General features: G+C 48.4%; 8 protein-coding genes. 5 read left to right on the top strand and 3 right to left on the bottom strand.

What is annotated here, in order from left to right; translation table 11 throughout:
- Nucleotides 1–102 precede the first annotated feature (102 nt).
- From recA to rny, 3 genes are all read left to right on the top strand, one after another.
- Nucleotides 103–1,266 (top strand): recombinase RecA, encoded by a 1,164-nt coding sequence (gene recA, locus VSQ62_RS17715; protein ID WP_334636108.1) that lies wholly within the window; start codon nt 103–105, stop codon nt 1,264–1,266.
- Nucleotides 1,267–1,269: 3 nt separating this feature from the next.
- The gene (locus tag VSQ62_RS17710) at nt 1,270–1,878 is read left to right on the top strand and encodes a regulatory protein RecX (protein WP_334636107.1); all 609 of its coding nucleotides are present in this window, start codon (nt 1,270–1,272) and stop codon (nt 1,876–1,878) included.
- Nucleotides 1,879–1,994: 116 nt separating this feature from the next.
- On the top strand, nt 1,995–3,548 hold the full coding sequence (gene rny, locus VSQ62_RS17705; RefSeq protein ID WP_334636106.1) for a ribonuclease Y: 1,554 nt from the start codon (nt 1,995–1,997) through the stop codon (nt 3,546–3,548).
- A gap of 1,274 nt (nt 3,549–4,822) precedes the next feature.
- On the opposite strand, the gene VSQ62_RS17700 is transcribed toward rny, so the two are convergent.
- From VSQ62_RS17700 to malQ, 3 genes are all read right to left on the bottom strand, one after another.
- Nucleotides 4,823–6,556 carry a [FeFe] hydrogenase, group A gene (locus VSQ62_RS17700; RefSeq protein WP_334636105.1) on the bottom strand — a complete coding sequence of 578 codons (1,734 nt, stop codon included), beginning with the start codon at nt 6,554–6,556 and terminating at the stop codon, nt 4,823–4,825.
- Nucleotides 6,550–8,382 (bottom strand): NAD(P)-binding protein, encoded by a 1,833-nt coding sequence (locus VSQ62_RS17695; protein WP_334636104.1) that lies wholly within the window; start codon nt 8,380–8,382, stop codon nt 6,550–6,552. The genes VSQ62_RS17700 and VSQ62_RS17695 overlap by 7 nt, the downstream gene beginning before the upstream one ends.
- A gap of 385 nt (nt 8,383–8,767) precedes the next feature.
- Nucleotides 8,768–10,264 (bottom strand): 4-alpha-glucanotransferase, encoded by a 1,497-nt coding sequence (gene malQ / locus VSQ62_RS17690; RefSeq protein WP_334636103.1) that lies wholly within the window; start codon nt 10,262–10,264, stop codon nt 8,768–8,770.
- Nucleotides 10,265–10,442: 178 nt separating this feature from the next.
- Between malQ and VSQ62_RS17685 the strand changes: the two genes are divergently transcribed.
- Together VSQ62_RS17685 and VSQ62_RS17680 are read left to right on the top strand one after the other, a co-directional pair.
- Nucleotides 10,443–11,522 carry a LacI family DNA-binding transcriptional regulator gene (locus tag VSQ62_RS17685; protein ID WP_334636102.1) on the top strand — a complete coding sequence of 360 codons (1,080 nt, stop codon included), beginning with the start codon at nt 10,443–10,445 and terminating at the stop codon, nt 11,520–11,522.
- A gap of 286 nt (nt 11,523–11,808) precedes the next feature.
- Nucleotides 11,809–13,125, top strand: coding sequence for an ABC transporter substrate-binding protein (locus VSQ62_RS17680; RefSeq protein WP_334636101.1), 1,317 nt, complete (start codon nt 11,809–11,811; stop codon nt 13,123–13,125).
- Nucleotides 13,126–13,200: the final 75 nt, after the last annotated feature.

The raw sequence follows: 13,200 nt of genomic DNA, 5'->3' as shown, positions 1-13,200 counted from the left end.
CCTGTTTTTTCCTGAATTAAGTGTTGACATTTTGAGATAAGTATAATAGTATATTAACCATGGAACAAACGTTTGTTCGATGTGCGGGAAGGAGATTTTATTATGGCGAATGAAGATAAGAAGAAGGCATTGGATGCTGCGATAGCGAAGCTTGAGAAAGATTTCGGCAAAGGGACGGTCATGAAGCTTGGAGATCCCAAGGCGCAGGTTGTGGTGGAGACGATTCCGACAGGGTCTTTGAGTCTGGACCTTGCGTTGGGTCTTGGCGGTGTTCCGAGAGGACGTATCGTGGAGGTGTATGGACCCGAATCCAGCGGTAAGACGACGGTTGCGCTACATATGATCGCGGAAGTACAGAAGCGTGGAGGGATCGCGGGCTTTATTGATGCGGAGCATGCGTTGGACCCTGTCTACGCGAAGAATATCGGAGTGGATATAGATGAACTGTATATTTCTCAGCCGGACAGCGGGGATCAGGCGCTTGAGATCACCGAGACGATGGTGCGATCCGGTGCGATGGACATCATCGTTGTAGACTCTGTGGCTGCGTTGGTGCCGAAGCAGGAGATCGAAGGGGATATGGGCGACAGCCATGTAGGCCTGCAGGCCAGGCTGATGTCACAGGCGCTCAGGAAGCTGACGCCGGTGATCAGCAAGTCTAACTGTGTGGTCATCTTCATCAATCAGCTTCGTGAGAAGGTCGGGGTTATGTTCGGGAATCCGGAGACGACTACAGGAGGACGGGCGCTTAAGTTTTATGCGTCTATCCGCATGGATGTCAGAAGAGTGGAGACGCTCAAGCAGAGCGGAGATATGGTGGGGAACAGGACTCGTGTGAAGGTTGTGAAGAATAAGATCGCGCCGCCGTTCAAGGAAGCAGAATTCGACATTATGTTCGGTCAGGGGATTTCACGGGAAGGCGATATCCTGGATCTTGCGGTGGATTGTAAGCTGGTGAGCAAGAGCGGATCATGGTTTGCATATAACGGAGATAAGATCGGCCAGGGACGTGAGAATGCCAAGACGTATCTCAAGGAGCATCCGGAGGTCATGAAGGAATTGGAGGCTAAGATCCGCAGTCATTATAATATAGCTGAGGATGCGCCGTTAGACGACAAGAATTCGAAGCCGCTGCCAAAGGACGGCAAGAAGGGCGGGGGCAGGAAGTCCCAGGCCTCCAAAGAAACGGTGAAGGAAGAACCGGAGCAGGCGGAAGCTGCAGACGGGACGGATGCGGATGATACGCAAGGGACAGAGGAAGCATAAGATATGACGGTTACGAAGATTGAGCCGGTCACGAAGACCAGATTCCGCGTGTACATAGACGAACAGTTTGCGTTTGTCCTGTATAATGGAGAGTTATCACGGTATCATATAGCGGTGGACAGTGAACTTGACGAGGAAGATTATAATGAGATCTTCCGGGATATCATTGTGAAGCGGGTTAAGGCGAGGGCGCTGCATCTGTTAAGCGACATGGGGCGTACGGAAGCACAGCTTCGCAGTAAGCTTGAGCAGGGCGGTTATACGGAGGAGGCGGTGGAAGAAGCGGTTCGGTATGTGAAGTCATTTGGTTACCTCAACGACCGGGAGTATGCAAGGAGTTTTATCGAAGGCAGGAAGAACCGGAAGAGCAGGAGAGAATTATATGCGGCGCTGTGCCGGAAGGGGATTGGCCGTGATGAAGCGGAGGAAGCCCTGGAGGAGTATTATGACGGGGATGCATCCAGGACGGCGATAGAGGCGCTTATCAGGAAGAAGCGGTTCGATGCAGAGACGGCCGATTATGTTCAGACGCAGAAGATGGCGGGATATCTGCTGCGCAAGGGATTCGGCTATGACGAGATTCGGCGGGCCCTTAAGATGAGTGAACAATAACAATTAGGAGAACGAAAGTCAAATGTTGTGGGCGGAAAGCTTGACATCTTTGTGAAAACAGTATAAAATCTAAGTGTTGTATTTGTACAATGAAAACTGAATAAGGAGGTGCTCCTGTGCCGAATGGAATATTAATTGCTGTAGGAGTTGTGCTGATCGTAGCGGCAGCAGTCATCAGTCATTTCCTGACAGTTTCCAATCTGAAGCAGAATGCAGAGTCCAAGATTGGGAATGCGGAGACAAAAGCAAGGGAAATCATTGATGACGCAGTGAAGACGGCTGAGGCGAAGAAGAAGGAGTCTCTCTTGGAAATTAAAGAAGAGTCTATTAAGAACAAGAATGAACTTGAGAAAGAGACCAAGGAACGCAGAAACGAGTTACAACGTTATGAGAAGCGTGTACTTTCCAAAGAAGAGGCTTTAGATAAGAAAGCGGATGCGATCGAGAAGCGTGAGGCAGGACATGCGGCAAAAGAAGAACAACTGCGTCAGCGTGAAGCGAAAGTGGAAGAGTTGGGCAGACAGAGAGTGCAGGAACTGGAAAGAATCTCAGGACTTACCTCCGAACAAGCAAAAGAGTATTTATTAAAAACTGTTGAGGATGATGTCAAGCATGACACCGCCAGAATGATCAAGGAATTAGAGACGCAGGCGAAGGAAGAGGCGGACAAGAAGGCGAAGGAATTCGTTGTCACCGCGATCCAGAGATGTGCGGCAGATCATGTTGCAGAGACCACGATTTCGGTCGTACAGCTTCCAAGTGACGAGATGAAGGGAAGGATCATAGGACGTGAGGGGCGCAATATCCGTACGTTGGAGACGATGACGGGTGTTGAGCTGATCATTGATGATACACCGGAAGCGGTTGTATTATCGGGATTTGATCCCATCAGAAGAGAAGTCGCAAGGATTGCCTTAGAGAAGCTGATCGTTGACGGACGTATTCATCCGGCAAGGATTGAGGAGATGGTGGAGAAGGCCCAGAAGGAAGTAGATGCCATGATCCGGGAAGAAGGAGAGGCGGCTGCTCTGGAAGTGGGTGTTCACGGTATCCATCCGGAACTGATCCGGCTTCTTGGACGTATGAAATTCCGGACAAGCTACGGACAGAATGCACTCAAGCATTCTGTTGAGGTTTCACAGCTTGCGGGGCTTCTTGCGGGCGAGATCGGGTTGGATGTCAGGATCGCTAAGCGGGCAGGACTTCTTCATGATGTGGGCAAATCGATCGATCATGATGTAGAAGGTTCACATATCCAGATTGGTGTGGATCTCTGCAGGAAGTACAAGGAATCGGCGACGGTCATCAATGCGGTTGAGGCGCATCACGGCGATGTAGAACCGGAGAGTCTGATTGCCTGTGTCGTTCAGGCGGCGGATACCATTTCGGCTGCACGGCCGGGCGCCAGAAGAGAGACATTAGAAACATATACCAACAGGTTAAAACAGTTAGAAGATATCACCAACCAGTTTAAGGGCGTTGACAAATCTTTTGCTATTCAAGCGGGTAGAGAGATTCGAGTTATGGTAGTTCCAGAGCAGGTATCTGATGCGGATATGGTATTGATGGCCAGGGATATAGCAAAGCAGATAGAGTATGAGTTAGAATACCCTGGACAGATCAAGGTCAATGTAATCCGCGAATCACGTGTCACGGACTATGCGAAATAAAAGATAATGATAAGGAAAAAACCAGGGAAAGCCTTGAAATAGCAGTATTTTGAGACTTTCCCTGTTTTTTTTATGAACTTATATCGTCCTGTGTTATGCTGCCATATACTGTACAAATGGTGACAAATGGGTGCAGAAATTTAAAAAGTGGTGCAAAGCTATGGGTGTACTCTGGAGAAGATATTAAAGATTATCCTAAAGAGATAATAGTCAATGCGCTTGGTGTAACAAAGACAGGTAGAGACATATATTATCTTAGTAGTATATCGGTCAAGAATCCGGAAACCAACATAATAGCCGATGTATTGTAAAATGGAAAAAAGGTGCCAGGGCATACCGGTCAACGATTGCTTCCTCCTGTACGCCATTCCCAAGCCGCTTGATCCAATCGTCCTTCCTGTACTGGGTACAAAAGATGGTTGATGTGGTATCAGAGCGGCGCTCCATACTCATATATCCAGCAAGCTATATACATACATCCTATCTATGTTATCTCGCCTATACCATGCCATCCATGCCATACTTTACACACTGTCTTGCATACCTTTACAACGCCCTTTTAAAGCTCTTTAAACGCCCATACAAGCCCATATAGCCATCAAAGCACACAATACCAGAATCTAACATCACAAACCCTTATTGTCTTATACGTCCTTATATGAGTCTTATATACGTCTTACAGGCAGGTTTTCCCTGATCAGCATCCACGGCACTATATTTTACTGCAAAACTGACATAAGAGATAGCTTACATTGTTGTAGAGTTGATACCAGTCGAATAACCTACAAAAAGTACTTTGACAATTGAATAAAGGCTTTACACTACAATTACCGATTGATATAATAAAAGTACCAAGTAAACGGCACTTATAAAGGTGGTGAGGATATGACAGGTAAAGAAGTAGTTAATCTTATCCGTAAATTGAAAGAAAAGGGTATGAGTAGTGATGAAATACTAGCGATTATAGAGTACGTCGAGACTCACGATCCGAAAGAGCAAGAGTAATCATAAATGGTGTAAAGTCTTTATTCAGTTGTTAAGGGCTTTACACCTTTTTAATATAAAGAAGGTCCGGACACGATGATATTTACAAGCAACAAAGGATCCGATAAATGGGGCGAGTTCTTCAATGAAGATTCCGTACTGCTGTGTGTCCGACGCTAACATCTTGAAATAATGATATTTTGAGACTTTTTCTTTTTTTAAATTTAAACTCCCGGAGACCTCCAATACAGAGGGTTCCGGGAGTTCTCTAGGATCAATAGTCTTGTCCGCTAGTCTTGTCTGATATGTTCGGTATGCAGGAGCATGTGAGCCTTATGTGAATTCGGTTTCTCGAAGAATTCTTCATACATTTTAAGAATGTCCGGATTCTCGTGGGAGAAGCGCAGTTCCATATTCTCATCCAGCTCATACAGATTCTTGCCTCTTTCAAACGCCAGCTCCTCGCCGTCGTGGATCGGCTGGCCGCCGCCTCCTACGCAGCCACCGGGACAGGCCATGACCTCTACGAAGTCATAGTGCACTTCCCCAGACTCGATCTTGTTAAGAAGGGCCCTCGTGTTGCCAAGTCCGCTGACTACTGCAGTCCTGACTTTAATGTCGTCGATGGCGAATTCCGCCTCCTGAACGCCGTTATTTTCATTGAATCCGCTGCTTCGTACCGCCTTGAATGCATCAGCCGGAGGATTCTCCTTCTTGATGATATAGTAGGCGCTTCGGAGGGCCGCCTCCATAACGCCGCCCGTAGCGCCGAAGATCACGCCGGCTCCGGTACCGTCATGCATCGGACGGTCGCTCTCGATATCCTCAAGCGTCTCAGGACGGATGTGTGCGGAGCGGATCATCTTAACCAATTCTCTGGTGGTGATGACCACATCGATATCGTGTCCGGCATATTCTTCATAGAACAGTTCCATCTCGCGCTCGGCTTTTTTTGCTACGCAAGGCATTACGGATATGGTAAATATCTTGTCGGGGCTTACTCCAAGCTTCTGTGCAAAATATGTCTTCATCGCCGCTCCGAACATCTGCTGCGGAGATTTGGCTGTGGACAGATATTTCACAAGGTGAGGGAACTGGCTCTTGATGAAACGGATCCATCCAGGACAGCAGGATGTGAACATAGGCCGGTCTTTAAGCTCTCCGTCTGTGAAGCGGGAAACGAATTCGTGCCCTTCCTCCATGATGGTGAGGTCTGCTGAAAATACGGTATCGAATACATAATCGACACCCATCCTCTTGAGTGCGTCCATGATCTTGCCGATGGTAGCTTTTTCCGGTGCAAGGCCGATCTGCTCACCCCATGCGGCGCGGACGGCCGGGGCAACCTGTGCGACAACGATCTTATCCTTATCGGCAAGAGCTTTCCATACTTTGCCGGTGTCGCTTCGCTCATGGAGTGCGCCTACCGGGCAATGGGTGATACACTGTCCGCATAAGGAACAGTCAGACTCTTCGATGGTCTTATGGCCGGCTACATTGACTGTAGTGCGGGAGCCGGTTCCCTCCAGATCCCAGATATTCAACCCCTGTACCTTGTCGCAGACCTGAATACAGCGCATACATTTGATACATTTGGCTGAGTCGCGGATAAGCGGGAAATGTTTGTCCCAAGGCTGATGCTCCAGCTCTCGTTTGAACGGGATCTCCAGAATATCCAGGTCATTGGCAATCTTCTGGAGACTGCAGTTGCCGCTTCTTGGGCAGGTGACGCACAGGCAGTCATGCTGCGACAGGATAAGCTCTACCGTGTTCCGTCGGTGGTTTCTTACCTTCGGACTGTTCGTATAGACGACCATGCCTTCTTCGGCTACATTGTTACATGCGGTGATCAGCCGTTCTTTTCCTTCTAGTTCTACGACACACACACGGCAGGCTGCGATCTCATTGATTCCTTTCAGATAGCAAAGGCTTGGAATCGTGATTCCGTTCTGATCGGCAGCTTCCATGATTGTGGTATTTTCTTTTACTGAAATCTGTTTTCCGTCTATTGTAAGATTTACCATAATTTCTCTCTGCCTCCTTTGAATATTCCATATCCGAAATGATCGCACCGTAAGCAGCGGTTTGCTTCCTGTATTGCTTCTTTCTCTGTCATGCAGTTTTCCACACCTTCAAAGTCGCAGACTCTGATTCCGGCTTCGCGTTCCGTAAGATTGACGCGGCCGCACGGAGTTCTGTCGTCGATATTCGGGATCGGTACTTCAACATCACTGGTGATAATATGATGATAACCAAGATATTCATCAATATTTGCCGCGACCACCTTCGCTCCGGCGATCGCTTTGATCACGGTGGCAGGGCCGCTTGCACTGTCTCCTCCGGCAAATACACCCGGCATGTCCTTAAAGGCTCCGGTGCTGGTGGTGACAATCTTGCCGCGGGCTACCGGAACTCCGGCGTCCTCGAAATGTTTCGTCTCAATATTCTGGCCGATCGCAATGATCAGAACGTCGCATGGGATATAGATATTCTCTTCTCCGGTAGGCCGGATGCTTGCGCGTCCATCTCGGATCGCGCTTACCATCTGCGGAGTCACATAGATGCCTTTTACATGATTATTCTCGTCTACGTCAATGGAAGCAGGGGCTTTTAGTGTCTGCATCTCGATACCTTCAGCGATCGCTCCTTCGATCTCATCGTAGAGGGCCGTCATATCTGCAATCCTTCTGCGGTAAACGATGCTGACCTTCTTAGCGCCCAGACGCTTGGCGGTACGCACGGCATCCATGGATACGTTGCCGCCTCCGATCACGGCGACTTCCTTGCCGGTCAGGTCCATAATCTTGTTCATTCCCACATCTCTTAAGAATTCTACTGCGGGAAGTACGCCAGCGGCATCTTCACCTTCTATTCCCAATTTCTTGTCGGTGCTCGCGCCGACGGCGATGAGTACCGCGTCATACTCCTTCTGGATCTCCTGGATCGTAATGTCTGTTCCGACCTTCACCCCGTATCTGACTTCTACGCCGGTCTTTAAGATGCTGTTGATATCGTCATCCAGCCGGTCTTTCGGCAGCCGGTAATTAGGGATACCGTAGCGCAGCATTCCCCCAAGCTTCGGAAGCATCTCGTATACGGTGGTCTGATGTCCCATAAGCTGCAGATAATAAGCTGCGCTTAAGCCGCACGGGCCGCCGCCCAGAACCGCCACCTTCTTGCCGGTGCTCGCGGCACATGCCGGAGGTTCGACCTCTCCTGCGAAATCTGCCGCCACGCGCTTAAGGCCGCGGATGTTGATGGCATCGTCTACCATATTTCTGCGGCATCTTGCCTCGCAGGGGTGCTCGCAGATGAAGCCGCAGGTTGTAGGGAACGGATTGTCCTTGCGGATCAGGCGTATAGCATCCGCGTACCTTCCGTCCCTGACCAGCGCGATATAACCCGGGATATCCACACGGGCGGGGCACAAGGATACACAGGGTACCGGCTGGCTGTATGTACAGATACATCGTCCTCTCTCAATATGTTCAATGTAGTCGTCCCGGTATCCGATCAGTCCCTTATACACCATATTGGCAGCCTCATAACCGATCGCGCAGTCTGCGGACTCCATAACGGACACGGCTGTCTTCTCCATAATATCCAGGGTTTCCATGGTTGCTTTCCCGTCAAGGACATCCTTGATCAAGTGGTTAAGCTGGCCAAGCCCGATTCGGCACGGCACACATTTGCCGCAGGTCTGTGCATGACATAACTCCAAAAATGCCCTCGCCATATCTACCGGGCATAATCCCGGCGGACTGGATTCGATCCGACGTTCCAAATCTTTGTAAAGACCTTCTATCACGATGTCAGCCCGGCTTGGAGAGTCAATCTCTAATCTACTCATTTTACGTTCATTCCTCCTTTTTGTATAAAATATTATGAATAATTACAATTATTATAACATTTGTTTGAGGATTTGTAAGTAGTTTTATATTAAAAAGCATTCTCAAAATCAAGAAATATTGGTATAATGTTACATAATTAAAAAGATTCTATTATTACGGAGTTTATAAGCATGGATATGATTTTGGGAGCTTAATGGGACGCATCCGAAGAGAAGGAAGAAAAATGCTGGAGCTGCAGCGCGCAGTAAGGCGCATACTCCGCAGGAGCAAAAGCCGCCTGCCGCCAGGAAAATCTCTGGGGCAGGTTCAGACTAAGATATTGGTATATAGTCAGGTGCAGTTAAATTCATAACTGCACCTGATACTTATCAGCCATTAAAAATATTAATTCAACCGCCCGTATCTCTTCGTGACCGTGCGTATCTCTTCCTTCAATTCTTCCGTCAGATCTTCCTTCTTAAGCCGCCATCTCCAGTTATTTCCAACCGTGGAAGGCTTATTCATCCGGCAGCTGTTGTCAAGCCCCATGTAATCCTGGATAGGAATGATACAGGTCTTGGCGTTGCTCCGCATTACCAGGGAGATGAAGGACTTGTATAACTGGTCCTTGGGAGTATAGTGGTCGCACATGTAATCCCTTGCTGCCTTCTGTTCCTCCGGCGTAATGGTATCAAACCATCCAACGATCGTCTCATTGTCATGGGTTCCGGTATATGCGACACTGTTCTCCGGATAATTATGGGGCAGATAGTCGTTGGCAGAGCCGGTATCTCTTGAGTCAAAAGCGAATTCCAGGACTTTCATCCCCGGGAAGCCGGTCTCGCGGACCAGCCAGCGGACGGAATCCGTCACGTAGCCAAGATCCTCGGCGATCACCTCATGACGGCCCAGATGCTGCTCCATGCACTGGAACAGTTCGATGCCGGGACCCTTCTCCCAGTGTCCGTTGGCTGCCGTCTTCTCTCCGTATGGAATAGAGTAATATTCATCGAATCCCCGGAAATGATCGATCCTAAGTACATCATACATCTGGAAGCAGTATGCCAGACGGGAGATCCACCATTCATAATTGGTATCACGGTGATATTCCCAGCGGTAGAGCGGATTGCCCCAGAGCTGACCGTCGGCAGAGAATCCGTCCGGCGGGCAGCCTGCCACTGCGAGAGGTACATTCTGTTCATCTAACTGGAACAGCTCTGGGTGGGCCCAGGTGTCCGCGCTGTCCATCGCCACATAGATGGGGATATCTCCGATCAGGCGGATCCCCTTCTGGTTGGCGTAAGCCTTGAGCGCGCTCCATTGCTCATGGAACTTGAACTGCATATATTGATGGAATTCAACATATGGAAACAATTCGTTATAATACTCTGTCATGGCGTGAGCCTTACGCAGCCGGATATCTTCGGGCCACTGGTCCCAGGAAACGTTATTGTACTGTTCCTTGATCGCCATGAACAGGGCATAATCGGTAAGCCACCATTTGTTCTTCCTCACAAAATGCTGGTAGTCATGGTTCTCGGTGATCCAGCTTCTCTGGTAAGCCTTGTAGAGAAGGGTGTAGCGTGCTTTGTAGAGCTTCTCGTAATCTACGGCGCCGGGTTCGCTGCCAAAATCTGCCGCTTCGCATTCCTCCTTATGCAGTACGCCTTCATCAACCAGCGCTTCCAGGTTGATGAAATAAGGATTGCCAGCGAAGGTAGAAAAAGACTGGTAAGGGGAATCGCCGTAACTGGTAGGGCCAAGGGGAAGGATCTGCCAGTAGGACTGTCCGGCTTCCTTGAGCCAGTCGATGAAGTCATATGCGCTCTGAGTAAAACCGCCGATACCGTATTGGGACGGCAGACTGGTGATGGGGAGTAGGATCCCTGCTGTTCGTTTCATATATGTTACCTCCTATATCCTGCAGCGGACGAAATCTGTCTTCTGCATCGAATCTCTCTAGTAATAATTTACCTCTTTTTGGGGAAAAGTGCAATCGGATTTTGATGTTGTTGCAGTAAATGTTTTATGATATAATTTTAATGGATTTGAACACGAAGAATCGTTACGGAGGTGTTATATGATAACGATCAAGGATATGGCTGATATGTTGGGGATCAGTACGACGACAGTGTCGAATGTTATTCATGGGAAGACGAGCGAGGTCTCCCAGAAGACGGTGGAAAAGGTGGAGAAATTACTTAAAGAGTACGACTATGTACCGAACAACAGCGCAAGAAGTCTGACGCAGAAGTGTTCGAAGATCATAGGTGTCTCTCTGAAGGGCAGGAAGGACCAGTATGACAACATCATAGCAGATCCTTTCTTCAGTGTCCTGCTTGGGGCAATCGAATCAGAGATTCGCCGCAGGGGATATTTCATGATGATCTATACTTCAGACGATATCTCAGAGCTGATCAGGAACATTCTGACATGGAATGCAGACGGGTTGATTCTGCTTGGGATCCTGCATGACGATTTTGTCAAGATCAAGAGCAGGTATAAGAACCCGATCGTTCTGATAGACAGCTATGCGCCAAGAGACATTATGAATTATGTGAATGTGGGGCTTGAAGACGAGAAGGGGGCTTATGAGATGACCGTCCACCTTCTCGAACGCGGACACAGAAGGATCGCATTTCTGGCGGATAATATGGAAGGCGTAGATTATATCCGTTATATCGGACACCAGAAGGCTCTGGCCAGGTATGGACTCAAGGCAGATTCCAAAGATCTGCTGATCATCCGTGCCGAGATGATGGAGAGAGAGGCCAGTATGGAGGAGTTGTTCTATCTGTCCAGGAATTATACAGCCTTCATGTGCTGTTCGGATTACTGGGCGGTCTTGCTGATGAGTTATTTCAGCGACCGGGGAGTGAGGATCCCAGAGGATCTGTCATTTACAGGGTTTGACGACGTGCTGCTCTCAAGGATCATTCGGCCTGCGCTCACAACGGTCCGCCAGGATCCTGCGAAGCGGGGACGCCTTGCGGTAGATACTTTGATCAAGATGATACAGGAGGAAGAGATTCCAGAGTGGGATGTGAAGCTGCCTGTTGAGCTTGTAGTGAGGGACAGCGTGAAGACCATCTCGGCGTATGGGAATCCGGAACACAGCATGGAGCCTGAACGCGGCATAGACGACGGTGTAGACGAATAGAAGAGAAAGAACTTACAGGTAGGGACCTGCAGGCGGAGAGGATATAGATCATTTCCGTCTGCAGGTTTTTTTGGTTAAGTATACTTTTGCGCATAAGCGAAAGTGTTGTGATTTTGCATAATAAACTTAGAAAAAACTGTATAATATAAATAAAAATATGTCTTTAGACATATTTTTTTAAAACTTATGCGCAAAAGATATTGCAATATTATAAAATAAATGCTAATATATATAATAAGATACCTTATGCGCAAAAGGTTAAAAAATTATAACTGTGGAGGACGAAATGAAAAGGAAAGTTATTGCAGCATTAATGGCAGCAACAATGGTATTAGGTTTGGCGGCATGTGGTTCATCAGGCGGAGATTCCGGTGACGGCGGCTCAGGCGGTTCTTCATCTGGTTCAGACGGGAATACGATCCGTCTGGTTAATGGTAAGATCGAGATAGACGGCACTTTGAAGAAGCTGGCTGAGATGTACAAGGAAGAGACGGGTGTGACGGTAGAGATCGAGTCTATGGGCGGCGGCGTTGATATCCAGGGAACCATCAAGGGTTATTATCAGGCTGGCAATATGCCGGATATTTTTGTCAATGCACTTGGACCTGAGTTCAAGAACTGGTCCGGAATGCTGGTAGATATGAGCGATGAGAAATGGGCTTCTGACACAGATAACGCGTACGTGGACGAAGAAGAAGGAACCATCGGATATCCTTACACTGTAGAGGGAATTGGACTGGCTTATAATAAGGACATCATTGAGAAGGCCGAGATCGACCCTGCAACGCTTACAGATACGGCGAAGCTTGAAGAAGCATTCAAGACTCTTGATTCTAAGAAAGACGAGCTTGGACTTGAGGCAGTGGTAGGATACTGTGCAGAACCTACGAATCTCTATTGGTCAACAGGGCAGCATGTGTTTGCTAATTATCTGGATGCAGGCCTGGAGCGTGATGACACGACTTATATTGATCTTCTGAATGACGGCGGGAAGTTCGATGAAGAGCGTCTTACTGATTTTGCAGAGTATGTAGGCGTCCTGAATGAGTATTCAGATCCGGCGTTACTGGTTTCCGGTACATACGATCAGCAGATCCTGAATTTCGCATCCGGTAAATATGCTTTCGTTACACAGGGTTCCTGGATCGGAGCTACCATGACTACAGATGACAAGGATGCATATGATGCGGCAGGTAATTTCGAGGTTGGAATGATTCCTTATGCGTTCCAGGACGGTATCGATACGATCCTCACAAATTCACCTTCCTGGTGGTCCATCTATTCCGAGGGTAATGTAGATGCGGCAAAGGCATTCTTACAGTGGATGTCGGAGGATACGGCTCAGAAGGTACTGGTTGAGGAAGCCGGTTTCATCAGTCCGTTTAAATCCTGCACCTACGTTGCGTCAGATCCGTTTGCGCAGGCAATGGTAGATTATATTTCAGCAGAGAAGACTTCATCCTGGCATTGGCTTGATATGAAGGAAGGCTATGCAATGAACTACACAGGTCAGGTATTTGCAGACTATGCTTCAGGGGCTCTGGACACAGAAGGCTTTATAAAGACAATCCAGCAGGTTAGTGAGGCTTGCTACGCGAACTAATTTTACGAGGGTGAACCTTGGAATTAGACCACTATTTAAGAGGTGGACGGCAGCGGCGGCTGCCGTCCTTTTTGA

This window comes from Sporofaciens sp. JLR.KK001 (assembly GCF_036941055.1).
In the GTDB taxonomy this organism is placed as follows: domain Bacteria; phylum Bacillota; class Clostridia; order Lachnospirales; family Lachnospiraceae; genus Sporofaciens.
The sequence above is the reverse complement of the archived record's forward strand: the minus strand, read 5'-3'. Positions and strand labels throughout refer to the sequence as shown.

Coding starts and splice junctions, on each gene's coding strand:
- VSQ62_RS17685 (WP_334636102.1), top strand. CDS start 10,443: ATGATAACGATCAAGGATATGGCTGATATGTTGGGGATCAGTACGACG.
- VSQ62_RS17680 (WP_334636101.1), top strand. CDS start 11,809: ATGAAAAGGAAAGTTATTGCAGCATTAATGGCAGCAACAATGGTATTA.
- recA (WP_334636108.1), top strand. CDS start 103: ATGGCGAATGAAGATAAGAAGAAGGCATTGGATGCTGCGATAGCGAAG.
- malQ (WP_334636103.1), bottom strand. CDS start 10,264: ATGAAACGAACAGCAGGGATCCTACTCCCCATCACCAGTCTGCCGTCC.
- VSQ62_RS17700 (WP_334636105.1), bottom strand. CDS start 6,556: ATGGTAAATCTTACAATAGACGGAAAACAGATTTCAGTAAAAGAAAAT.
- VSQ62_RS17710 (WP_334636107.1), top strand. CDS start 1,270: ATGACGGTTACGAAGATTGAGCCGGTCACGAAGACCAGATTCCGCGTG.
- VSQ62_RS17695 (WP_334636104.1), bottom strand. CDS start 8,382: ATGAGTAGATTAGAGATTGACTCTCCAAGCCGGGCTGACATCGTGATA.